Source organism: Streptomyces sp. ISL-1, from assembly GCF_018614585.1.
Classification (GTDB): Bacteria; Actinomycetota; Actinomycetes; order Streptomycetales; family Streptomycetaceae; genus Streptomyces; species Streptomyces maoxianensis.
This window is the reverse complement of sequence record NZ_JAGGOI010000017.1, coordinates 12328-36589: the sequence shown is the minus strand read 5'-3', so window position 1 is coordinate 36589 and position 24262 is coordinate 12328. Positions and strand designations below refer to the sequence as shown.

At 70.3% G+C, this 24262-nt stretch carries 17 protein-coding genes; 8 read left to right on the top strand and 9 right to left on the bottom strand.

Annotation, left to right across the window (positions count from 1 at the left end; genetic code table 11):
- Window positions 1-33: 33 nt before the first annotated feature.
- On the bottom strand, window positions 34-1314 hold the full coding sequence (locus tag J7E87_RS14110; RefSeq protein WP_215093702.1) for an LCP family protein: 1281 nt from the start codon (window positions 1312-1314) through the stop codon (window positions 34-36).
- A gap of 119 nt (window positions 1315-1433) precedes the next feature.
- On the opposite strand from J7E87_RS14110, the gene J7E87_RS14105 reads away from it, so the two are divergent.
- Window positions 1434-1982: an acyl-CoA thioesterase gene (locus tag J7E87_RS14105; RefSeq protein WP_215093700.1), complete on the top strand. Its 549-nt coding sequence runs from the start codon at window positions 1434-1436 to the stop codon at window positions 1980-1982.
- A gap of 61 nt (window positions 1983-2043) precedes the next feature.
- Here the strand turns inward: J7E87_RS14105 and J7E87_RS14100 are convergent, their stop codons facing one another.
- A complete protein-coding gene (locus J7E87_RS14100; protein ID WP_251017419.1) occupies window positions 2044-3408 on the bottom strand; it encodes an LCP family protein in 1365 nt (454 codons plus the stop codon).
- A 223-nt stretch (window positions 3409-3631) separates the two neighbouring features.
- Between J7E87_RS14100 and J7E87_RS14095 the strand changes: the two genes are divergently transcribed.
- Window positions 3632-4648 carry a glycosyltransferase family 2 protein gene (locus tag J7E87_RS14095; RefSeq protein WP_215093698.1) on the top strand — a complete coding sequence of 339 codons (1017 nt, stop codon included), beginning with the start codon at window positions 3632-3634 and terminating at the stop codon, window positions 4646-4648.
- Between the two features lie 71 nt (window positions 4649-4719).
- Here the strand turns inward: J7E87_RS14095 and J7E87_RS14090 are convergent, their stop codons facing one another.
- The 4 genes from J7E87_RS14090 to J7E87_RS14075 all read right to left on the bottom strand — a co-directional run bounded on the left by J7E87_RS14090 (window position 4720) and on the right by J7E87_RS14075 (window position 10829).
- Window positions 4720-6435: an LCP family protein gene (locus tag J7E87_RS14090; RefSeq protein WP_215093696.1), complete on the bottom strand. Its 1716-nt coding sequence runs from the start codon at window positions 6433-6435 to the stop codon at window positions 4720-4722.
- 51 nt (window positions 6436-6486) lie between these two features.
- The gene (locus J7E87_RS14085) at window positions 6487-8211 is read right to left on the bottom strand and encodes an LCP family protein (RefSeq protein ID WP_215093694.1); all 1725 of its coding nucleotides are present in this window, start codon (window positions 8209-8211) and stop codon (window positions 6487-6489) included.
- A 221-nt stretch (window positions 8212-8432) separates the two neighbouring features.
- Window positions 8433-9905 carry an LCP family protein gene (locus J7E87_RS14080; RefSeq protein WP_215093692.1) on the bottom strand — a complete coding sequence of 491 codons (1473 nt, stop codon included), beginning with the start codon at window positions 9903-9905 and terminating at the stop codon, window positions 8433-8435.
- A 171-nt stretch (window positions 9906-10076) separates the two neighbouring features.
- Complete coding sequence (locus tag J7E87_RS14075) at window positions 10077-10829, bottom strand: TIGR03089 family protein (protein WP_215093690.1); 753 nt, start codon at window positions 10827-10829, stop codon at window positions 10077-10079.
- A gap of 127 nt (window positions 10830-10956) precedes the next feature.
- Here J7E87_RS14075 and J7E87_RS14070 point away from each other — a divergent pair, with 127 nt between their 5' ends.
- The 3 genes from J7E87_RS14070 (at window position 10957) to J7E87_RS14060 (ending at window position 14776) form a co-directional block, all read left to right on the top strand.
- Window positions 10957-12369, top strand: coding sequence for an N-acetylmuramoyl-L-alanine amidase (locus J7E87_RS14070; protein WP_215093688.1), 1413 nt, complete (start codon window positions 10957-10959; stop codon window positions 12367-12369).
- Window positions 12370-12436: 67 nt separating this feature from the next.
- Complete coding sequence (locus J7E87_RS14065) at window positions 12437-13552, top strand: NDP-sugar synthase (RefSeq protein ID WP_215093870.1); 1116 nt, start codon at window positions 12437-12439, stop codon at window positions 13550-13552.
- Between the two features lie 204 nt (window positions 13553-13756).
- Entirely contained in the window at window positions 13757-14776 is a 1020-nt protein-coding gene (locus tag J7E87_RS14060; RefSeq protein WP_215093686.1) for a DNA-3-methyladenine glycosylase, read from the top strand.
- Window positions 14777-14785: 9 nt separating this feature from the next.
- On the opposite strand, the gene J7E87_RS14055 is transcribed toward J7E87_RS14060, so the two are convergent.
- The 3 genes from J7E87_RS14055 to J7E87_RS14045 all read right to left on the bottom strand — a co-directional run bounded on the left by J7E87_RS14055 (window position 14786) and on the right by J7E87_RS14045 (window position 17656).
- Window positions 14786-16060, bottom strand: a complete 1275-nt coding sequence (locus J7E87_RS14055) for a coenzyme F420-0:L-glutamate ligase (protein WP_308312937.1) — start codon at window positions 16058-16060, stop codon at window positions 14786-14788.
- 101 nt (window positions 16061-16161) lie between these two features.
- Window positions 16162-17118, bottom strand: a complete 957-nt coding sequence (gene cofD / locus J7E87_RS14050) for a 2-phospho-L-lactate transferase (RefSeq protein WP_215093682.1) — start codon at window positions 17116-17118, stop codon at window positions 16162-16164.
- A gap of 13 nt (window positions 17119-17131) precedes the next feature.
- Entirely contained in the window at window positions 17132-17656 is a 525-nt protein-coding gene (locus J7E87_RS14045) for a cysteine dioxygenase family protein (protein WP_215093680.1), read from the bottom strand.
- 624 nt (window positions 17657-18280) lie between these two features.
- On the opposite strand from J7E87_RS14045, the gene J7E87_RS14040 reads away from it, so the two are divergent.
- From J7E87_RS14040 to J7E87_RS14030, 3 genes are all read left to right on the top strand, one after another.
- Window positions 18281-18544 (top strand): WhiB family transcriptional regulator, encoded by a 264-nt coding sequence (locus J7E87_RS14040; protein ID WP_023541320.1) that lies wholly within the window; start codon window positions 18281-18283, stop codon window positions 18542-18544.
- 285 nt (window positions 18545-18829) lie between these two features.
- Window positions 18830-22588, top strand: coding sequence for a glycosyltransferase family 2 protein (locus J7E87_RS14035; RefSeq protein ID WP_215093678.1), 3759 nt, complete (start codon window positions 18830-18832; stop codon window positions 22586-22588).
- Window positions 22585-24180: a DUF5719 family protein gene (locus J7E87_RS14030; protein ID WP_215093676.1), complete on the top strand. Its 1596-nt coding sequence runs from the start codon at window positions 22585-22587 to the stop codon at window positions 24178-24180. Before J7E87_RS14035 ends, J7E87_RS14030 begins: the two co-directional genes overlap by 4 nt.
- Window positions 24181-24262 lie beyond the last annotated feature (82 nt).

Genomic DNA, 24262 nt, shown 5'->3' with positions numbered 1-24262 from the left:
ACGTTTCCGGTGCGGGCCCCTTCGCGTCCCGCCTCAGCGGTCCGAGGTGACCGTGACCTTCTCGTCGTTCTTCAGCTGCTGCACCAGCTGCTTCACCTTCGCCTTGTCCCAGACCAGATTCCCGTTCCTGCTGCCCGAGATCGGCATGTTCATGGACTTGCCGTCGCCGCCTGTGACGCCCTTCATCGCGAAGAACATCTTGCCCAGCGACCACAGGGACATGTCCTTGTCGACGATCAGGGTGTCCAGGCCCGCGCCCATCGTCGGGTAGAGCTTGAACGGGTTGAGGATCGTGCCCGGCGTCGCCGTCTGGCTCGCCAGGGCCGCGAGGAACTTCTGCTGGTTCTTCGTACGGTCCAGGTCGCTGCCCGCGAAGGCGTACCGCGTCCGCACGAACGCCAGCGACTGCTCGCCGTTCAGCGTCTGCTTGCCCGCCTGGAAGTCGGCGCCCGACTTCTTGTCCTTGAACGACTTCGGGATGTCGATCTCCACGCCGCCGATGGCGTCCACGATGTTCGCGAAGCCCGCGAAGCCGATCTCGACGTAGTGGTCGATGCGCAGGCCCGTGTTGTGCTCGACCGTGCGGACCAGCAGCTCAGGGCCGTCCTCCGCGTACGCCGCGTTCAGCTTCACCCGCCGGCCCTCGGCCGGGAAGAGCTTGCCGGACTGCGAGCCCTTGAAGGACGGTATCTCCACGTCGGAGTCGCGCGGCAGCGAGATCATCGTCGGGCCGTTCGAGCCTTCGTGCAGGATCATCATCGAGTCGGTCCGCTTGCCGTCGGCCGAGCCCGTGTGGAGCTTCTTCTTCTCCTCGGCAGACATGCCCTCGCGGCTGTCCGAGCCGACGATCAGGTAGTTCGTGCCCTCGCCCTCGCCCGGGCGCTCGATGACCTTGGAGAGGTCGACCTCGCGCTTGAGCTTGGAGTCGGCCCAGAAGTACGTGCCGATGGAGACGGCGAGCAGTACGACGACCAGGGTCAGCGAACCGACCTTGAGGCGGCGGCGCCAGTTGGGGGCGGACCGGCCGCCGTAGGGCTGCTGGCCGTACGGCGGGCCGCCGCTGCCGCCGCCAGGGCCGCCGGGGCCGCCGTAGACATGGCCGGTGTTGTAGCCGCTGTCGTACCCCTGCTGGTCATAGCCTTCGTCGTAGCCTCGCGACTGCGGAGGAACCGCGCCCCGCGGGGGTGCGGCCGGGCGCTGCACATGGCGCATCACTCGCGCGCCCTCGGGCTGAGCGCCGCCGCTGCCGCGGCCGTAGCCGGCTGCGTTGTTGTTGCCGCGGTCGTCGGACCATCCATCGGGCCAGTCATTCATGCGGACCAGTGTGCAGGGCAGGCCCCGGCCGCTGACAGGGTGGGTGGGGGATAGGGGCGGGGCTGTTGCGAAGCTGATGCAATGCGACCGCCGCAGAGCCCGCGCATATGGTGGAGGGCATGACAGATCAGGCCCAGCGCCCGGAGGCAGAGATTCCGGGCAAGCCCACCGCGGCGTCCCGAACCACCCTCAGCCACATCATGACCGGCAGTGACACCAATCTCCTCGGCACGGTGCACGGCGGCGTGATCATGAAGCTGGTGGACGACGCGGCCGGCGCGGTCGCGGGCCGCCACTCCGGCGGTCCCGCGGTCACCGCCTCCATGGACGAGATGGTCTTCCTGGAGCCGGTCAGGGTCGGTGATCTGGTGCATGTGAAGGCCCAGGTGAACTGGACGGGCCGGTCCTCGATGGAGGTCGGCGTACGGGTCCTGGCCGAGCGCTGGAACGAATCGACCCCGGCGACCCAGGTCGGCAGCGCCTACCTCGTCTTCGCCGCCGTCGACGGGGACGGCAAGCCCCGGCGCGTACCCCCGGTGATACCCGAGAGCGAGCGGGACAAGCGGCGCTACCAGGAGGCGCAGATCCGGCGTACCCACCGGCTCGCCCGGCGCCGCGCGATCAAGGAGCTCCGCGAGAAGCGCGCCGCGGAGGGCATGCAGGACTGAGGGCATGCACGACTGGGGCGTCGGGGGCGCGGCGCGGGATCCGGGGCCTCGCCGGCCTCAGCTATGGGCAGACCACCTCGTCGCCGGTGATCGCGGCGAACTCGCCCTGACGGGGCTCCTCCGCGCGCACCCGCGTCACCCCCTTGTAATCCGTCCCCGCCGTCACCTTCATCGTCCGCCCCTGCCCCTTCACTGCCCGTAGCTCGCACCCCGGCAGCGCCGCCGCCAGCGACTTCGCCGAGCGGTCCCAGCGTGGGTCGTACGTCACATAGCTGCGGCGCACCTCGCTGCCGCTGCGGTTCAGCGGGGCGCGGGTCGTGTTGAAGCCGGTGCCGCGCAGCGCTTGGTCGACCTCTCTGCCCAGGCCGTCGGCGAGCGTCCCGTTGTAGACCTGCACCCGGATCTGGCGCGGCGACACATCGACCAGCGTCGCCTTCGGCTTCTTCGTGCGGTGCTGAGCGAGCGGCTTGTCATCGCGCAGCGCCTGGAACAGCTTCTTCGACTTCGCCACGTCCCACTTCACCGTCGAGCCGATGCCCTTGACGGAGCGGCTGGTGCCGTCGAGCGGCACGGACGTGAACTCCGACGAGGCCGCGGTGAAGCCGCGCATGGCCTCGCCCAGGGCGAGCATCTGCTCGGCGCCGAAACCCTTGTCGGCCCGTACGGAGCCGAGCATCGTCGAGGACACCTCGCGGAGCTTCGCCGGGTTCAGCAGCGCGCCGCTGCTGGTCGCCTGGTGGATGAGGGCCGCGAGGAAGCGCTGCTGACGCTGCATCCGGCCCAGGTCGGCCGCCCCGTCGATATGGCGCGAGCGCACGTACTGCAGCGCCTGCCCGCCGTCCAGCTTGTGGGTGCCGGCAGCGAGATTCAGACCCGTGTAACTGTCCTTCATCCGCCGGACCGTGCAGATCTCCACGCCGCCCAGCGCGTCCACCGTCTTCATGAAGCTGGTGAAGTCCACCTCCAGATAGTGGTCGATCTTCACCTTGGTCATGCGCTCGACGGTCCGCACGGTCAGGCTCGGCCCGCCCTCGGAATACGCCGCGTTGAGTTTCGTCGAGTGCTTCGAGCGGCGCTTGCCGGTGGCCTTGTCGGTGTGCTCGGGGATCTCGGTGTAACTGTCCCGCGGCAGGCTCACCACGCTGGCGCGTTCCCGGTCCCGCGAGATGTGCACCAGCATGATCGTGTCGGTGCAGCGGCAGGGCGCGCCGCCCAGCCGGTACTTGCGCTTCTCCGTCTTCGTGATCTTGTCGCGGCCGTCGGTGCCCACGATCAGGAGGTTCATGCCTTCGCCCGCGTCGGGCCGGTTCTTCATGTCCTTGAAGGCGTCCACCCGGCCGATGCCGGTGTCCACGCTGGTCACCACCGCATGACCGATGCCGGCCGCCCCCAGCACGAGGACCGAGAGTGTGGTCGCCACCCGCATGCCCCAGCGGGGTCGCTCGACCGACCGTTTGGTCCGGTACCGGGCGTTAGGCCGGGGACGGCCGGAGGGGGACTGCCGGGAGCGGGGCGGCGTGGGCACAGGGGGAAACCTCCGCGGGCGACAGGGGGATCCCCCGCACCGTAGGCCCATACCATCTACGGCGACGGGCAGCGACCCGGCCGCCGCGCGTCCGTGTCCCCCATTCGCGGTAACGTGGCGGGCGATGAACGCCACGCCCCCTGTCTCCGTGATCATGCCGGTCCTCAACGAGGAGCGGCATCTGCGCAGCTCCGTCCGTCACATCCTCGAGCAGGAGTACGACGGCGAGATGGAGGTGGTACTCGCGCTCGGGCCGTCCACGGACCGTACCGACGAGATCGCCGCCGAGCTCGTACGGGAAGACCCTCGCGTCCACACCGTCCCGAACCCCGCCGGCCGCACCCCGGCCGCGCTGAACGCCGCCATCAAGGCATCCCGTCACCCGATCGTGGTGCGGGTCGACGGCCACGGCATGCTGTCGGCGAACTACATCGCCACCGCGGTCCGGCTGCTCGAGGAGACCGGCGCGCAGAACGTCGGCGGCATCATGCACGCCGAGGGCGAGAACGGCTGGGAGCACGCCGTCGCCGCCGCCATGACCTCGAAGGTCGGCGTCGGGAACGCCGCCTTCCACACCGGCGGCACGGCGGGCCCCGCCGAAACCGTGTATCTGGGTGTCTTCCGGCGCGAGGCGCTGGAACAGCAGGGCGGCTACAACGAGGAGTTCATCCGCGCCCAGGACTGGGAGCTGAACTTCCGCATCCGCGAGGCGGGCGGCCTGGTCTGGTTCTCGCCCGAGCTCAAGGTGCAGTACCGGCCGCGGCCGAGCGTGCGCGCGCTGGCGAAGCAGTACAAGGACTACGGCCGCTGGCGCCATGTCGTCGCCCGCTTCCACGAGGGCTCCATCAACCTGCGCTACCTCGCCCCGCCGACCGCGGTCTGCGTGATCGCCGCGGGCATCGTGGCCGGCGCGGCTCTCACCCCCTGGGGCTTCATCGTCCCGGGCGGCTATCTGGCCGCGATCGCCGCGGGCTCCCTCCCCGCTGGCAAGGGCCTGCCGCTCAAGGCGCGCCTGCAGATCCCGGTGGCGCTGGCCACCATGCACATGTCGTGGGGGTACGGCTTCCTCACCAGCCCGCGCGCACTGGCCAAGAAGGTCATAGCGAGCCGCCGCCCGGCGGTGCGGGCGACGACCGTCTGACTCTCCTGCGCCCCCGACAGATACGAATGGGCCCCGGGTGCACGCGCACCCGGGGCCCATTTCCGTACGAGCTACCAGGTGAAGCCCGGCTGGATGTCCATGCAGCCCTCGGTCTCGCCGTTCAGCGCGCGGGCCGACTCCGGCGTCTTGTTGTCGTCCGCCGGCGCCGTCTTCGGATAGGTGTCGCCCTGACGCCAGTCCGCACCCACGATCAGCGAGATACCGGTGACATCCGTCGACTTCTTCACCGAAGTCAGCGGAATCCCGAGGGACTTGGCGACCGCCTGCGCATCGCCCTCCAGCTCGGCGTTGGAGAACCGGATAACCGTCTTGTCCTGCGGGTTCTTCGTGGCGTCCGCCCTGGCCTGTGTGAAGCCCTTGCCGGACAGGATCCCCACGACCGCCGCCGCACGACCCTTCTGGGCGAACCGGCCGTCGCCCCCGGTGCCGTTCTGCACCATCACCGCGATCTCACCGGGCTCCGCCGCCGGGTCCTTGGACAGCGCCGGGGCGACGGCGACGGGCTTCTTCGCCGCCGCCTTGCCGTCCAGCGGAATGTCCTCCCGGACCATCCGGAACAACTGCTCGGCATCGCCCGGCTTCGGCTCGACCTTGCCGTTGAACCCCGGCCGCTGGGTGTAGAAGTTCGGCATGGTGGTCATCGTGATCCGGCCGGTCGGCACGCTCTTGAGCGTCCCGCCCAGGTCGTAGAGCTGCTTGACGGAGTTGATGCCCTTGTCGACGGTGAGCGCTCCGATGGCCGCCTCGGCGAGACTGCGCAGCTTGCCCGGGTCGGTCAGCTTGGTGTTCTCGCGCAGCTCCCGGACCATGGAGTTCATGTACATGTGCTGAGCGTGCGTACGGGCGAGGTCGGTGCCGTCCTCGAAGCCGTAGCGCGTACGCAGCCACTGCAGCGCCTGCTCGCCCTTGACCGGGTGGGTGCCGGCCTCCAGCTTCAGCCCGGAGCCCTCGCCCTGCCTGTTGCGCGAGTGGATGTTCTTCGTGACGCAGACCGGTACGCCGCCGATGGCGTCGGCCATGGAGACCACACCCGCGAAGTCGATCATCATGAAGTGGTCGATGGTGATGCCGGTGAGTTCGTACCAGGTCGCCACCGTGCAGCCGGGGCCGCCGCGGCCGAGTGACTCGTTGGTCAGCTTCCAGCCGGTCGCGGGGTACGTCTTGTCGGTGTCCGGGTCCTTGCACTCGGGGATCTTGACCACGGTGTCGCGCGGCATGCTGATCACCGAGATATTGCTGCGGTCGGCCGAGAGGTGCAGCAGCATCTGCACATCCGCGAGCGGCTGACCGCCGAACGTCTTCGTGGCGCCGCCGAGCTTCTGGTTCTCCTTGGAGTCCCGCGCGTCCGAGCCGATGAGCAGGATGTTCAGCGGGGTCTGACCGGCGGAGTTGGCCTGGTGCTCGCGCATCTTGCCGCCGAGCGTGAGGTCGTCCTTCTTGAGCTTGCTGTTGAGATGCTCGTAATAGAGGTAACCGGCGCCGGCCGTGCCAAGTATCAGCAGCGACAGTACGGAGGCGACCCAGCGAAGTATGCGGCGTTTGCCACGTTTCCCGCGCCGCCCCGGGACGCCTCGTCGGCGCCCGGCCCCGTCGCCCGCGGGCCCGCCGTCCGGGCCGTCAGAATCACTCTGCCCGCCGCCCCTGCTCCTGCGGCCTCCGGGGGCCTGCTCGCCCCCCTCGCCGTACAGGCTGTCGTCCCAGCCGAGTTCGCGGGCGTGCGGGACGCGACTGCGCGTCCCCTCCCTCCGCACGCTGTTCTGTCCCACCCCGGGTCCCCCCTGTAGTTCAGGCGATCCTCATGACCCGGAGTTCCGGGGTCACTTGGCACACACCTGTTTGTCCGCTTCGACCTTCTGCACACCCTCCGGCGCCTTCGCCGGACCGGTGATGGGCACCCCCGCGCCCTTGAAATCCGCGCCCAGAGTCAGCTGCATCGCCTCAAGACCCTCGGCGTTCGTGGTGCCCGGCTTCAGCGCCGTCGCCGGCAGGCCCATGAGGTCCGCGAGCTTGCGGGCCTGATCGGCCTGGTTCGGCGCGTACGTCAGCGTCGTCTTGGGCAGCTTGCTCGGGGCATTGCCCTCGTTGCTCGACTTCATTACGCCCTGCTCGTTCTGCAGCCAGGTCAGGGTCGTCAGCGCCGCCCCCTGCGTCTGGCTGCCGTTGAAGACCGCGACCCGCACGTCGGACGCGGCCGCCCTCGCCCCCTTGAGCAGGCCCTGCTGCTTGTTCTTGGCGTCCTGTTCACGCTGCTTCACCTCGGTGAGCGAGGTGTCGTTCTCAATCATCGAGAACAGTGGCTTGGCCTTGGCCTCGTTGAGCAGCACGGTCGCGCCGTCGGTGTTGTCGACCACCGGCACGGTCGCGAAGGTGATGTTCTTCGGGTCCACCTTCGACAGCTCCAGGCCGAGATCGCGGAGCCTGGAGATCTTGCCTATTCCGGTGTCGACGGTGAGCGCCTTGGTCGCGGCCTCCGCCAGGTCCCACATCTTGGAGGGGCTGGAGAGGGTGTCGCTGGACTTCATCTTGCGGATCAGCGAGCTCAGGAACTGCTGCTGGATCTCGATCCGGCTCAGGTCGCCGCCGAAGCCCACCGAGTGGCGCGTGCGGACGAAGGCCAGCGCCTGCTCGCCCTCGATGGTGTGCTTGCCCTCCGTGAGGTTGAGCTTGGAGTCCTTGTCCTTGATGTCCTTGGCGAGACAGACCTCGACGCCGCCGACGGCGGACGTCATCGTCTTGACCGCGTTGAAGTCGGCCATCATGAAGTGGTCGACGGTGACGCCGGTGAGCTTCTTGACCGTGAGCATGGTGCAGCCCGGGTCACGGCCCGACTGGCCGAGGCTCTCGTTGAACCGGGTCTCGCGCGTACCGGCGATTTCCTTGGTGCCGTCTGCGGTTTTGGTCTCGCACTTCGGGATATCGGTGATCAGGTCGCGTGGGATGGACAGCGCGGTCGCGTTCGTCCGGTCCTTGGAGACATGGAAGAGGATCGTGGTGTCGGCGTGCCCGACGCTGTCCTTGTCGCCGTAGGACTCATTGCCCGTCCCGGACCGCTTGTCGGTGCCGATGACGAGGATATTGACGGCCTGGTCCTTGCTGAAGCCGCCGCTGCCCGCGCCCGTGACGTCGACCGTGTTCAGGTTCGAGTCGAAGTGCTGGTAGACGAGGTACGTGCCCACGGCCGCGGCGACCACGACGGCGGCCGTCACACCGCCCGTCCACAGGAGTGCCTTCTTCTTGCGGGACTTGGACTGCTTGCGCTTGCGCCGGCCCGCCGTGGGGGGATTCGTACCGCCGGAGGCATTGCCCGCACGGCGCGAGCGCTGACCCGGTACCTCCCGCTCCGGGGACGCCGTCCTTCGGTCCCGCGGACTTCTCGGCGCCGGAGTTCTGGGAGCCGGAGTTCTGGGAGCGGCACTTGTCGACGAGGACGATCGCTGTGCGGATTGGTCCAGTCGCAATTCGTAATTGCCGGTTTGCGGGTTGAGCACCCACTGGTCGGCGGGATCGATCTCGTCCGCCCGTCCACGGCTTTGCGCATCCACGGTTGCTTGAGTCCTCCGTCGGTGCCACGCGAGGCGCCTCCCCCGAAGGGCGCTCGGTCATTCGATCCAGCAGTGCGCGACCCAAGGTCGGAAGCACCGGATCGCGTCACACTATCCGCCCAGTTCAACGTTCAGCGACGTCAGTGACAAATTCCACGCTCCTTACAAGCGGGCATTCCGCACAATCGTCATGGACTGCCGACCCTGCCTTGGCCATCGCTTTACTCACACGTGCCCTCGGCGGCGGTTGTGCCGGAGAAAACCGGCGTCGGCTTCGAGCCTGTGGGCCCGCCGTCGTCGCGCTTCGGGGATTCCTTCCGCGAAGTCCGCTCATCGTCGGCCTTGCCCGGGACGACGGTCACAGGCTTGTCCTCGCGCAGTCGCTTGAAGAGCTGAGCCGCCGCGGGCTCGACGAGCTCGTCGCGGTTCGGGTCGGCCCGGTATTCCCGCCGTGGAACGGTGAGGAACTGCACCTTTTCGGTAGGAATGTTGCGGATTGAGGTGGTCAGGTCGTACAGATCCTTCAGCGAGTTCAGCCCCGGGTCGGTGGTCAGTGACTTGGTCGCCGCGTCCAGCACCGGGAAGAGCCGGGTCGGATTGAGCAGTACGCCATTGCTCTGCACCTTCTTGACCAGCGCGCCGAGGAACTGCTGCTGGCGTTGAATGCGTTCGGTGTCACTGCCGTTGCCGATGGACTTGCGGGCCCGTACATAACCGAGGGCCTGCTCGCCGCGCAGCGTCTGCTTGCCCCTGGGCACCTTGAGGTGCGCGTCGGCGTCGTCGATCGGCTCCTTGAGGCAGATCTCGACGCCGTGCACGGCGTTGACCATGTCCTTGAAGCCGCTGAAGTCCACCACCATGTGGTGATCGACGCGGATGCCGGTGAACCGCTCGACGGTACGGATCGTGCAGGCCGCGCCACCGAACTCGAACGCCCAGTTGAACTGCGCGAACTGCGCTTTCGTACGGGTGCCGTCGGGCTTGCGGCAGCTGGGGATGCTGACCATCAGATCACGGGGGATGGACATCGCGGTCGCGCTCTTCCGGTTCCCGGAGATGTGCAGCAGGATCGTGGTGTCGGCGCGCTGGCTGCCGCCGTCGCGGCCGTACTTGCTGTTGCCCTCGCCGGAGCGGGTGTCGGAGCCGAGGAGCAGGATGTTCTGCGCGTTGTGCGCGAGAGGCTTGGGTCGCTCCTTCTCGTACGCCTCGAGCTCGGCGGCCGCGGTGATGTCGGTGGTGATGTTGGCGTCGAGCTTGCGATAGAACCACCAGCCGACGGCGGCGGCTGCGAGGACGACGAGGGAGGTCCCCAGGGCGGCCCAGCGCAGCCAGTTGCGCCTGCGGTTGGGGGTATGGGCGTCCGCGCCGGTCCCGTCGGGGTCCGTCTTTGCCGTACCAGTACCCGGATGCGGGCCGGTTTTGTCGGCGTCCCTGTTTGCCCCGTTTGCCCTGTCCGGGTCGGTCCCGTCCGCGTTTGCCGCACCTGGGCCGGTCCCGCCGGTCCTGTCGGCGTTCGCGTTTGCCGTACCCGCGCCGGTCCCGCCGGTCCTGTCGGCGTCCGCGTTTGCCGCACCCCCGCCGGTACCGGCCTCGCCCGTACTGCCAGGCCCGCGCGTTCCGGTCGGCGGCTCGTCACCGGCCGGGCCGTCCGGTTCGGCGGGCGTGCCAGCACTGTCCGTCACGTCTGCGTCCATCCTTCATGGCGTCGGCGGCGCGCTGGGTCGCCGATCGCAGGACTAGACGGCTGAACCTCGCGCTTGGTTGTGCTTTGAAGCACGCGTATCGCCGATCATCCACCGGAGTTGAGGCTCAGGCCCGGGGGCTCGGCCCGCGTGTGCGCCACACGAGTGGACCTCAGCGGGTTGTCACACCGCGGTGTTCGTGACGCGCTCGGTCTCGATCCGCTTGTCGAGACCCTCCTGGGGCAGCTCGCCGAGGTTCCGGCAGAGCACCACCGACGCACCGGCTGCCAGCGGCGCGAACAGCCCGGCCGACAGGCCCTCCCACGAGTCGTACGCGAGTCCCGTCAGCAGCCGCGAGCCGGGTGCAAGGCCCATGCCGGCCGCGTCCGCGCGGGCCCGCTCCACCAGCTCGGCGCCCGTCAGTTCCCTGCCGCCCACGGTGAGCGCGGGCGCGGACGGATCGACCGGTGCGTAAGGGGCGAAGCGGTCACCCTGACCCGGCACCTCCACCGCGTAGTCGACGAAGCCCGCCGGCGGCTGCGGGAACCGCCCGCCCAGTGGCCGCAGTGCGAGCGCCACCCGCTCCCCGGAACAGGCGCGCGCCTCCTCCAGTGTGTCCGGACCGCTGACCACAAGATCCGCGTCCGCCGGTTCGCCGCCCACCTCGACGCTCACGCCGACCGAGGAGCAGGCGAGCAGCCAGACCGCGCTCTGCCAGTGGGCGGGAAGCAGCAGTGCGAGCCGGTCGCCGGGCCCGGCGGCCAGTTCGCCCTGAAGCAGATTCGCCGTCTTTGCCACCCAATTGGCGAAGGTGGCCACGGACAATTCGACCCGCTCACCGGTGGCGTCGTCATAGAAGGTGACCAAGGGGCGCGCCGGGTCCGCGGCGAGCGCGGATCGCAGCAGGTCGGCAGGGGTACGGTCGCTGGCGTTCACCCGCGCAAGGGTACGCGGCGGGCCCGGCGGGATGCCGCCGTACCGGTGACGGGTTCCTCCGGTTGGACCGATGGACCGTCAGTTTCCCGGATAGCGGAGTCCACGGCCCCGGCCCAGGATCGACCTCATGCGTGGATTTCTTGCTACTTCCGTCGGCGTCGTGTGCTCAGCCGCGCTGATACTTCCGCTCTCGCAGCCCTCCGGCGCGATAGCCGCGCCCCCACGGGTGCCGGATCTGCCCGGCTCCACCCAGTCGCTGCCGCTGGCGCCGACCGGGGAGGGGGCGTCGGACCGGTCGCTCGGGGCGGCGACAGAACAGGGGGTGACCAAACTGGACGTCAGACCCTTTTCCCTCGTCGGCGTCGTATGGGACGACGTGAAGGCCGAACTGCACGGCACGGTCCAGGTCCGAACCCGGGCCGTCGGCTCCGGCGACTGGTCCGGCTGGCAGGACGTGGAGACCCACAACCATGAGCACGGCGCGGACCTGGACAGCGCTGAGAGCACATCGGGGAAGGTGCGCGGCTCCACGGCCCCGCTGTGGGTCGGCGCATCGGACGGCGTGGAGGCACGCGTACGCCCGGAGACGGCCGGACAGGCTCCGCTGCCCGAGGGCCTGCGCCTCGAACTGGTGGACCCGGGCGCGGGACCCGCGTCGGAGGGAGCCGTGTCCGAGGGAGCCGGGCTCGAAGACCCCGCGGCCGAGGGACCCGCGTCCGACGGATCCGCGTCCGAAGACCCCGCAGCCGAGGGACCCGCGTCCGAAGACCCCGCGTCCGACGGAGCCGGACTCGAAGACCCCGCTGCGGAGGGAGTCGGCCGGCCGGCCGTGTACCAACCCGCACCCCAGGGCCAGAACGTACTCCCGGAGCTGTCACGAGCCGAGACCGAAGCCCAGTTGGACCCGTCGGTCATGGCAGGCGCGGCGCCGTACATCGGACCGCGCCCGCGCATCATCACGCGCCAGGGATGGGGCGCGGACGAGTCGCTGCGCGAGAAGACCTTTGTCTACACGGCGTCCGTGAAAGCCGCTTTCGTACACCACAGTGCTACCGGAAACAACTACACCTGCAGCGAGGCTCCCTCCGTCCTGCGCAGTATCTACCGCTACCACGTCGTGAGCAGCGGCTGGCGCGATTTCGGCTACAACTTCGCCATCGACAAATGCGGAAACATCTACGAAGGGCGCGCGGGAGGCGTGGATAAGGCGGTTCTCGGCGCGCACACCCTGGGTTTCAACACCAACAGCGTGGGAATCGCCGTGCTCGGCACGTACAGTCTCTCCACCCCACCGGCCGCCGCTGTGACCGCGGTCGCAAAGCTGACCGCCTGGAAGCTCGGGCTGTACGGCATGAATCCGCTCGGCAAGGTGGTACTGACGTCGGGAGGGAGCGGCAAGTACGCGAAGGGGGTGAGGGTCAGCTTCAATGTCATTTCCGGGCACCGGGACGGATTCTTCACGGACTGTCCGGGAGCCCTCCTCTACAGCAGGCTCGGCACCGCCCGGAACGCCTCGGCGAAGTACCAGGGACGTGCCTGAAACAGGGAACGCAGCAACCAACTGCATAAACTGGCCGGTCTCGAAAGAGTGACCAATGCGAGTGACCATGCCGGCCCCAGCAGGAAGCAGAGACGACAAGGTGACAGAAGCGATCCTCCTGGTCGGCGGTAAGGGCACGCGACTGCGCCCGCTCACCGTCAACACGCCCAAGCCGATGGTTCCGGCGGCGGGCGTCCCGTTCCTGACGCATCAACTGGCACGGGCCAGGGCGGCGGGTGTCGAGCACATCGTGCTGGCGACGTCGTATCTGGCGGAGGTCTTCGAGCCGTACTTCGGCGACGGCTCCGCGTTCGGCCTCCACCTGGAGTACGTCACCGAGGAGGAGCCACTCGGCACGGGCGGCGCGATCCGCAACGTCGCTTCCCGGCTGCGGTCGGGCCCCGAGGACGCCGTGCTGATCTTCAACGGCGACATCCTGACGGGCCTGGACATCGAGGCGTTGGTCACCACGCACCGGTCGTCGGGTGCGGACGTTTCCCTCCACCTCACCAAGGTCGAGGACCCGCGGGCGTTCGGGCTGGTCCCGACGGATCAGAGCGGGCGGGTCACGGCCTTCCTCGAAAAGCCGCAGACCCCCGAGGAGATCGTCACCGACCAGATCAACGCGGGCGCGTACGTCTTCCGCCGCTCGGTCATCGACACGATCCCGGCCGGCCGCCCGGTCTCGGTGGAGCGCGAGACGTTCCCCGACCTGCTGTCCTCCGGAGCTCACCTCCAGGGCATGGTCGACTCCACGTACTGGCTGGACCTCGGCACCCCGCAGGCCTTCGTCCGCGGCTCGGCCGACCTGGTGACGGGCCGCGCCCCGTCCCCGGCGGTCCCGGGCCGCCGAGGCGAACGCCTGGTTCTGCCCTCGGCGTCGGTCGCCCCCGACGCCAAACTCACCGGTGGCACGGTCATCGGCGCGAACGCGATGATCGCCGAGGGCACCCGCATCGACGGCAGCGCGGTCCTGGACGGCGCGATCGTGGAGGAGGGAGCGGTGATCTCCTCCTCCCTCATCGGCGCGGGCGCCCGGATCGGCGCGCGCACGGTGCTGTCGGGGGTGGTGATCGGCGACGGCGCGGTGGTGGGAGAGGACAACGAACTGCGCGAGGGCGCGCGGGTGTGGTGCGACGCGGTGCTGCCACGGGCGTCGGTGCGCTTCTCGTCGGACCAGTAGCCGGGGCTCTGCTCAGTTCCGGGGCTCGCCCCCGTATTGAGCCCGTCCGGCGATTCAGGACAGGGCCGAAGGGCTTACGGGGGTCTGGGGGCTTGTCCCCACTTACGGGAAGCCCGTGGGGTCAAGTCCGCGGGGCCGAGTCCGCAGGGCCGAGCCCGCGGGGCCAAGTCCCCGCGGGCGACGCGGGCCCGTAGTCTCGTCACCGTGGCAGGACGCTTCGCACCGAACCAACCCACCCGCACCACCGTGCGAGGCGGTCACACCCCCGTGCCCGCCCCCACCGGCGTCCCCAGCCCGGCGTCCGGGTCCAGTGCCCGCCGCTGGACCCCGCCCGGCCCCCTCGACCTCGGCCTCATCCTCGGCCCTCTCCGCCGCGGCCCCGGCGACCCCACCTTCCGTACCACTCCCGACGGCTCCGTCTGGCGAGCCACCCGTACGCCTGAGGGCCCCGGCACGCTCCGGGTCGCCCTGCGGCCAGGAGCCGCGGAGGCAGAGGCCGAAGCGTGGGGCCCCGGCGCACAGTGGCTGCTCGGCCGGCTGCCGGAGCTGCTCGGCGCGCAGGACGCCCCGGACCTCTTCGAGCCCCGCCACCGCCTGGTCGCCGCGTCCCAGCGTCGCGCCCCCGGCCTCCGCCTCACCCGCACCGGTCTGGTCCTGGAGTCCCTGATCCCCTCGATCCTGGAGCAGAAGGTGACCACGGAGGAGGCGTACCGCGCCTGGCGGCTGCTCGTACGGAAGTTCGGCGTGCCCGCTCCCGGACCGGCCGGTGGCGCGCACCGTATGCATGTCATGCCGGACCCGTCCACGTGGCGGATGATCCCGTCCTGGGAGTGGCACCGCGCGGGCGTCGACAACAAGCGCGCCTCCACCATCCTGCGCGCGGTCCGCGTCGCCCGCCGTCTGGAGGAGGCGGCGGCCATGGAGCCCCAACAAGCCCAAGAACGCATGGAGTTGATCCCCGGCATCGGCCCGTGGACCTCCGCCGAGACGGTCCAGCGCAGCAACGGAGCCCCTGACGCCGTCACGGTCGGCGACCTGCATCTGCCCGGCATCGTCGGCTACGCACTGGCGGGCGACCGGGACGCCGACGACGCGGCGATGCTCGAACTTCTCGCCCCCTACGCGGGCCAGCGCCACCGCGCCGCCCGCCTCATCCTCCTCGGCGGCCGCACCCCGTCCCGCCGCAAGCCGAAGATGCCCCGCTTCGACATCGCCACGATCTGAAGCGCCCGGTCACCGCACCTCGAAGAAGGCCGAGGCATCCCGCGCCGGCCGCTCCTTCGGCGGCGCGGCCGCATGCCCCACCGCCACCGCGCCCATCGGGTCCCACGTAGCAGGCAGCCCCAGCACGTCCCGTACGACATCGCGGCAGAACATCGTCGACGAGACCCATGCCGAGCCGAGCCGTTCGCCCGCCAGCGCAACCAGGAAGTTCTGCACGCCCGCGCCCGCCGCGACCACGAACATCTCGCGCTCGGCACCATCGCGCCGCGGATCCCCGTAGTGGTGAGAGCCGTCCATGACGAGGCACGGCACGACCAGATACGGCGCCTTGCGCAGCACATCCCCGCGCCGCACCCGCTTCGAGACGGACTCCTCCGACTTGCCGTCGCGCCGCAGATCCTCGATCCACGCGTCCCGCATCGCGTCCAGCAACTCGGTGCGGGACGAGGCGGATTCGAGCAGTACGAACCGCCACGGCGTCGTGTGATGCGGTGCCGGAGCTGTCACGGCAGCCGCGACCGCCCGCCGGACCGCACCCGGGTCGACCGGCTCGTCGGTGAAGTCCCGGACGGTACGGCGCTGGGTGACCGCTTCCCGTACCGCCTCCGAGGTCCCCAGCCGGAACATGTCGTCGGCCGCGGCCCGCACCATCGCGTGGGCGCCGTCCCCGGAGCCCACCAGATGCGGCAGACCGCGCACCACCGCGACCGGCAGTCCCTCGGCCTTGCCTTTGACCAGGTCTCCCGCGGCGGCGAGTTCGTCGGCCGTGGAGACTACGGTCGCGCTCAGCGGATTGCCGTGCGCGTCGGACCCGCCCCGCAGATCGTCGAGGACCCGCACCCCGGCAGCGCCGATCGCGACATCGGTCAGACCGTTGCGCCAGGGCCGCCCGAAAGTGTCCGTGACGATCACGCCGACGTCCACGCCGAGCGTCACCCGCAGTCCTTCGCGGATCGCCCGCGCCGAGGCGTCCGGATCGGCGGGCAGCAACAGCACTGTCCCGGCGGGGGTGTTGGAGGCGTCGACCCCGGCCGCGGCCATCACCAGGCCCTGCCGGTTCTCGACGATGCGCAGAGTGCCGCGCCGGGCCACCACCCGTACCGTCTCCGCCTCAATGGCCGCCTCACGGTCGGCCGCCTCGACGACCCGCCCCTCCGCCTTGCTCACGACCTTCGAGGTGACGAGCAGGATGTCGCCGTCGGCGAGCCCGGGCTCGCCGGCCGCGATGAGCTTCGCCAGGTCGTCGCCCGGCCGTACCTCGCCGATGCCGGGCAGCGCCCACACCCGGTACGCGGGCGGGTGGCCGCCGACGGAGCCGGGCGTGCTCGCGTCCTTACTTCCCGCGCCGGGCCCCCTCGCGTCCGTTTCCCCCGCGCCGGGCGTGCTCACGCCCGTACCTCCTCGGCCAGCACCAGCGCCTGTCGCGCCATCTCCGCCGTCGCGTCCACGTCCGTCATCAGCAGCGGCACCGCCCGGCAGCGGATCCCCGCCCCCTCGACCTCCGCCACCGCGCCCGCGTCGACCGTGTCGACCAGCCAGCCGTCCAGCAGCCCGGAGCCGTAGTGCTGTGCGACGGCCGCCGCGGTCGCCTCCACGCCCACCGCCGCCAGCACCTTGTCCGCCATTCCGCGCACCGGCGCGTTCCCGATGATGGGGGACAGGCCCACGACCGGGACGCCGGCCTCTGCGATGGCCTCGCGGATCCCCGGCACCGCAAGGATCGTGCCGACGCTGACGACGGGGTTGGACGGCGGGAACAAGATGACGTCAGCCGCGGCGAACGCCTCGAGCACACCCGGCGCCGGCTTCGCCTGATCCGCGCCGACGGGCACGACGGCCTCCGCGGCCACGGAAGCCCGCAGCTTCACCCAGTACTCCTGGAAGTGGATGACCTTCCGCTCGCCCTCCACCTCGACGGCCACATGCGTCTCGACGCGGTCGTCGGACATCGGCAGCAGCCGCACGCCCGGGTTCCAGCGCACGCAGAGCGCTTCGGTGACGGCGCTGAGCGGATAGCCCGCGGCGAGCATCTGCGTACGGACGATGTGCGTCGCGAAGTCGCGGTCACCGAGGCCGAACCATTCAGGCCCCACGCCGTAGGCCGCGAGCTCTTCCTTGACCCGGAAGCTCTCGTCCGTACGCCCCCAGCCCTGCTCCTCATTGATGCCACCGCCGAGGGTGTACATCACGGTGTCGAGGTCCGGACAGACCTTCAGCCCGAACAGATGGATGTCGTCACCGGTGTTGCCGATTACCGTGACGTCCGCTTCGGGCGCGGCCTGCTTGAGACCGCGGAGGAAACGGGCGCCGCCGATACCGCCGGCCAGAACCACAATGCGCATAAACAGCAGTGTGTCAGGCGGGCAGGATGTCGCGTTCGGCCGGGGAGCGCCCCTGGCACTCGGCGTGGGGGACCCCAGCGCCGCGCATCGGCATCTCGGTCAGACCCGGGTAGTAGATGTGCAGACTGACGGCCGGCTCGAGCGAATCATTGACAACTTCGTGCACATAGCCGGGCGCGAACACCCGCTGCGCGCCCGCGGCGAGAGACCGGGAGGCCTGCTCGCCGCGTTCGGTGAGCTCGCCGTCGAGGACGGTCAGGACGCCCGACGACAGTCCGTGGTCGTGCAGCCCGCTGCCCTGCCCGGGGACCCAGGACAGCAGCCACACCTCATAGCCGGGGCCGGTGCGCAGCCGGTGGTACCAGCGGGACGTGGTGTCGTACTGGACGAGGTTGGCCCACTGCGCGCGGTCGGCGGCGATGGAGCGGGCGAGCCCGACGAAGTCGGCGACGGTGGCCGGGTGCTCGCGGGCGGGCTGGAGGAGGTGCTGGACGGCGAGAATGTCGCCGGCGATCTGGAGGTCGCTGTCACTGTTCATGGGTGCGGTGGTTCCTCGGCAGAGAAGTGCAGTGCTGGGGTGTCGCAGGACATGCGGTGAATGCTGGAGCGCTACGGGCGCATCAACAGCTGGAACAGCAACAGCGCGCCTGGACAGCGCTGCGGAACCCACGGAGCGGGGTCGCGATGTGCGCTGAGGTCGCTGGCATGCAATCAAAGGTGACGGTCGGGTTCGTTACTGTCAACTCAATGCCCGATTTGGCGGTAATGTTTCACCTCATCCGGTTACTGAGTGCGGAGAAAGGTTTGTGCAGCCGTAGTCGCGGAGACATGGCGCAGCAACCGCGCTCGCAAACGCCGTTGCGGCCCTGTGATCGGACTGTGATCCGGATCGCTTAAATGGCTCGATCGCAACAAGATCGGACCCTGCGGCGTCTTCTCCTCGCGAGAGGGGGGCGTGGGCAGGCCTCTGGCATGTGTCAGTTTTTTGGTGATTTGAACACTTTCCGCATAGCTTTGGTTCCGCAGAGTGAATACCGGGCTCAATAGCAGATCTCAGCTTGACTGGCCCGGAGCCACGCACTTGTAATTTCACTCGTGTCGTTCGGCCGAAAAGCGACAACGGCAACATCACGGGGACGCAAAGACAGATCGAGGGGCGCACATGACCGAGCTGTTCGAACAACTGCTGGTCGAGGACGCGGACGAGGAACTCGGCTGGCAGGAGCGCGCGTTGTGCGCCCAGACCGATCCCGAGTCTTTCTTCCCCGAGAAGGGCGGTTCCACCCGCGAGGCCAAGAAGGTCTGCCTCGCCTGCGAAGTCCGCTCCGAATGCCTTGAGTACGCCCTCGCCAACGACGAGCGATTCGGAATCTGGGGCGGCCTGTCCGAACGCGAGCGCCGTCGGCTGAAGAAGGCCGCCGTCTGAAAACCGTACCGATATCCGAAGCCCGATCCGGATACCGATCCCAAGCTCGATCCCAAGCTCGATCCGAAGTCCGATCCGAAGACCGTACGGAAACCGAAGCTCGGCCCGAGGCCTCGTCCGGGACCCGACGAAACACCACAAGCAGGTACGTAACACCCGGTCCGCCGACTGCATCCTGACCGCAGTCGGCGGACCGTTCGTGTACCAGCCGTTAGTGTGGGCCACCGTCCGAGACGCTCCAACGCCCCTACGGGGCGACCCCCCGGCCGGAGGGCCCGTACCTCAATGTCCGCCACCACAGCCGCGTTCGCCCCCGCACCCCCGCCCGAGTTTCCGCGGCACGTCGTCACCGCCGTGCTCGTCTCCCACGACGGTGCACGCTGGCTCCCCGACGCCCTCGCCGGACTCATCGGCCAGGAACGCCCCGTACAGAACGTCGTCGCCGCCGACACCGGCAGCGCCGACGACTCCGCGCGGCTGGTCACCGAAGCACTCGGCGCCGAGCGCGTACTGCACCTCGCCCGCCGCACCGGCTTCGGCACCGCCGTCGAGGAAGCGGCCCGCACCGCGGGCGTGCTCACCCCCGACGACCTGCCCTACCTGAAGCGGCCCAGCGGCTGGGACCCCGTCAGCAGGACCTGGCGCGACGACGCGTACGACATGCCCGAACTGCCCTACGGCGAACCCGTCCAGTGGCTGTGGCTCCTCCACGACGACTGCGCACCCGAACCCGGCGCCCTCGCCGAACTGCTGCGCGTCGCCGACTCCGACGAATACGCCGCCATCGTCGGCCCCAAACTCCGCGGCTGGTACGACCGCAAGCAACTCCTCGAAACAGGCGTCTCCATCGCCAACAGCGGACGCCGCTGGACCGGACTCGACCGCCGCGAACAGGACCAGGGACAGCACGACCAGACCCGCTCCGTCCTGTCCGTCTCCTCCGCCGGGATGCTCATCCGCCGCGACGTCTTCGAGCAGCTCGGCGGCTTCGACCGGCGACTGCCCCTCATGCGCGACGACGTCGACCTGTGCTGGCGTGCCCACGCCGCCGGCCACCGCGTCCTCATCGCCCCCGCCGCCGTCATGCGGCACGCCGAAGCCGCCGCCCGCGAACGCCGCACCGTCGACTGCGCCGGCCGCTCCGTCGCCAGCCCCCACCGCGTCGACAAGGCCGGCGCCGTCTACACCCTGCTCACCAACGCACGCGGCGCCGTCCTCCCCTACGTACTGCTGCGCATCGTCTTCGGCACCCTGCTGCGCACCCTCGCCTACCTCGTCGGCAAAGTCCCCGGCCAGGCCGTCGACGAAGTCATGGGCCTCTTCGGCACCCTGCTGCGGCCCGAACGGATCATCGCCGGACGCCGCCGGCGCGCAAAACAAGGCGGCGCCGTCGAAGCCGGCGAACTGCGCCCGCTCTTCCCACCGACCGGCGCGACCATACGCGCCACCGTCGAACAGGTCGCGGGCCACTTCGGCGGCGGCTCCGACGCCGACTCGGGCGGCTCACGCCACGGCGTCGTCGAATCAGGACCCGGCGACGACGACGCCGACTTCCTCGAGATCGAACAGTTCGCACGCCTGAAGAAAATCGCGCGCAAGCCGGGGCCGGTGCTCTTCGCCGTGCTGCTTGTCGTCTCGCTCGTCGCCTGCCGCGCACTCTTCGGCGGCGGAGCGCTGGCCGGCGGCGCACTCCTGCCCGCTCCCCCCGACGTCTCGGACCTGTGGTCCCGCTACGCCGACAGCTGGCATCCCCTCGGCACCGGCGGCACCCAGACCGCGCCCCCCTATCTCGCCGTGCTCGCGGCCCTGTCCACCCTGTTCCTCGGCTCCACCGGCTTCGCGCTCACCGTGCTGCTCGTCTGCTCGGTCCCGCTCGCCGGGCTCACCGCGTACTTCGCCTCCCGCCCCATCATCGAATCCCGGCCGCTGCGGGCCTGGGCGAGCATCGCGTACGCCTTCCTGCCCGCCGCGACCGGCGCACTGGCGACCGGACGGCTCGGCACCGCCGTCCTCACGATCCTGCTGCCGCTCATCGCCCGGGCAGGCGTCGCCGCCCACGGGCTGCGCAGCGGCACCGGCGGCGGGCGCGGCAGCTGGCGCGCCACCTGGGCGTACGCGCTCCTGCTCACCTTCGCGACGGCGTTCACGCCCGTCGTGTGGCTGATCGCGCTCGTCCTCGGCATCGCCGTCCTCGTACTGCGACGCGACGACATCACGGCGTACGGGCTGCGCTTCCTCGCCGCTCTCGGCGCCCCGATGCTCGTCCTCGCACCCTGGTCGCTGACCCTGCTGACCAGCCCGTCCGCCTTCTTCCGCGAAGCCGGACTCGAATTCGGCGCCGGATCGGCGAGCGCACTCGACCTTCTCGGCATGAGTCCCGGCGGACCCAAGGCCGCGGGCGGAATCCTCCTCATCGGCATCGTCCTGGCGGCACTCGCCGCCCTGCTGCGCGGCGAACGGCAGTTCGCGATCCGCGCCTCCTGGGCCGTGGCGCTGGTCGGGCTGGTCTTCGCGGTGATCGCCAACGGCTCCGGCTGGGCGGGCCCGGCCACCCTCGTCTACGGCATCGCCCTGCTCGCCGCCGCCGTACTCGGCGCGGAAGGCGGCCGTGCTCGCGTCGCCGCCCAGGACTTCGGCTGGCGCCAGCCGGTCGCCGGCCTGATCGCCGTAGCAGCGGGCCTGGCACCCCTGCTCGCCGCGGGCAACTGGATGCTCAGCGGCGCCGCGGGCCCGCTGGAGCGGCGCGACCCCGTCCAGGTGCCCGCGTTCGTCGCCGAGGAGAGCGACACCCGCGACCAGCCGCGCACCCTCGTCCTCGGCGGCGCCTCGGCCGCCAAGGTCTCCTACACCCTCGTACGCGGCTCCGGCGGCCGGCTCGGCGACGCCGAACTCGCCGAGGCGGGCGGCAGTGACGCCCGCCTCGACAAGATCGTCGCGAATCTCGTGGCGGGCTCCGGCGCCGACCAGACCAGCCAGCTCAGCGGATTCGCCATCCGCTACGTACTCGTACGTGACGGAGCACCCCGCCAGACCAGCCGCGTCCTCGACGCCACACCCGGCCTGAGCAGGCTCAGCCAGCTCGACGGCAGCGCACTGTGGCGCGTCGACCGGCAGGTCGCCCGGGCCACCATCGTCAGCGGCAAGGGCGACCCGCTGCCCGTCGCGTCCGACGCTGTCGAGGCCCACGCCAAGATCCCGGCGGGCCAGTCGGGACGGGTGCTGCGGATCGCGGACCGCGCGGACGACGGCTGGCAGGCCACGCTCGACGGCCGCGTACTGAAGAAGACAGTCGTCGACGGCTGGGCCCAGGGCTTCGAACTCCCCGCCGAGGGCGGCCGACTGGATCTGACGTACGACGGCTCCGCCACCCACACCGGCTGGATCTGGGCCCAGGTCGCGCTCACGCTGGTGCTGCTGGTCCTCGCACTGCCCGGCAGGCGGCGGGAGATCGACGACGACCTGCCGGTCGAGGAGATCCCGGTCCCCGCTCAGGCGGTGGAGGGCGAAGGACGCAGGGCACGCAGGCTGCGCGCGCAGGCGGAAGCGGAGATGGAAGCGGAGGCCGGGTCCTCGTCGCCTTCGCCCGCCGAGGCTGCCGGGGCACACCCCGATCCGTACGCTCAACTCTCCGCCGAACAGGACGCCTTCGCGCAGCAACAGCAGCAGGCGGAGCAGCAGCCGGCGCCCTATGCGGCGGTGCCGCAGCAGCAGTACGGCGAATGGGACGCGCAGTCGTACACGGATGCCGGATACGCCGCCCCGTACGCCAACGAGCAGTACCAGGGCGCCCCGTACGGCGATGGGCAGCAGTACGGCGGTGAGCCGTACCAGCAGCAGTACCAGCAACAGCCGTACGAGGGCGATCAGTTCCAGGATCCGTACCCGCCCGACCAGTACCAGGCAGCGTCGTACGGCGACGGGCAGTATCAAGAGGCCCAGTACGACGGTCAGTACGACCCCTACGCCTACGGCAACGAGACCGACCAGCAGCACCCCGACCCGAACGGCAACGCCGGCAACACAACGCGAGGCGAGTCAGAGTGAAGCGCACAACCATCTCCCTGCTCGCCACCGCAACCGCCCTCGCCGTGGTCACGGGTGTCGCCGCGCTCACCGCGCCGGACGGCGGGGCGGCGACGGAGGCCACCGCCCCGGCGCGGCTGCCGGTCGAGCGCTCCAGCCTGCTCTGCCCCGCGCCGAGCAGCTCGGAGGTCGCGGAGACCGCCTACACCTCCTTCACCCCGCCGGGAACGGCGGGGGACGCGAAGGACGGTGACGCGAAGGACGGCACGGCCGAACTGAAGCCGTCCTCTGCCGTGTTGGCGGACCCCGACACCGCGCCCAAGAAGGACGACGAGGCCAAGAAGGACGGGCCCAAGAACGGTGACGCGGCGACGGGCGACGGGGCGAAGGGCGCGAAGAAGCCGGCGCCCGGCAAGCCTGCGCTCGCGCTGAAGGAGCCCGGCAAGCCCGTCGCCGCCACGGCCGAGGGCGGCCAGGCTCCCGCCCTCGTCGGCACGGCCACCGGCCGCCTCGCCCCCGGCTGGACCACCCAGCAGACCACCACGGTCACCGCGGGCGGCTCCCGTGGCCTGCTCGGCGTGAGCTGCACCGGGCCGGACACCGACTTCTGGTTCCCCGGCGCGTCCACGGCCGAGGACCGGCAGGACTACGTCCACCTCACCAACCCGGACGACACCGCCGCCGTCGCGGACATCGAGCTCTACGGCAAGGACGGCGCCCTCAAGACCACGCTGGCCGAGGGCATCCCGGTCCCCGCCGGATCCAGCGTCCCGGTCCTGCTCTCCACCCTGACCGCCGCCGAGCCCGCCGCGGATGTGACCGTTCATGTCACCACCCGTACCGGACGGGTGGGAGCCGTCGTGCGGGCCGCCGACGACAAGGCGGGCAGCGACTGGATGACGGCCTCGGCGGACCCGGCCGGCACCGCGGTGCTGCCCGGCATCCCCGCGGACGCCACATCGGTACGTCTGGTGGCCTTCGCGCCCGGCGACGACGACGCCGACCTGAAGGTGCAACTCGCGGGCGCGGGCCGCCTGATCACCCCGGCCGGACACGAGACACTGCACGTCAAGTCGGGCATGACCGCAAGCGTGGACCTGCTGGACGTCACCAAGGGCGAGGCCGGGTCGCTGATCCTCAGCCCGGCCCAGGGCGGCCGGGCGACCCCGGTGGTCGCGGCGCTGCGCGTCGTGCGCGGCAAGGGTGACAAGCAGGAGGTCGCCTTCATCCCGGCGACCGCGCCGGTGGGCGCGCGGGCGACGGCCGCCGACAACCGGGCCAAGGGCTCGACGCTCTCGCTGACCGCGCCGGGCGCCACCGCCCGGGTCAAGGTGACCGCATCGGCGGGCACCGGGGGCGGTACCCAGGTCGTCAAGACGTACACGGTCAAGTCCGGTACGACGCTGGCGGTCACTCCGCCGGTCCCGGCCGGTCTGAAGGGCTCCTACGCGCTGACGGTGGAGACGGAGTCGGGCGGCCCGGTGCACGCGTCGCGGATGCTGGCGCTGCCGCAGGACGGCATCCCGATGTTCACGGTGCAGACGCTGCCGGACGACCGGGGGACGGTGGCGGTACCGGAGGCCGAGCAGGACCTGTCAGTACTCGACGACTGACGACCGGCGACTGACCGCCGACGACCAGCGAAATGACGGCTGACAGCTGTCGGATATCGATTGACGACTGACAGATTTTGAA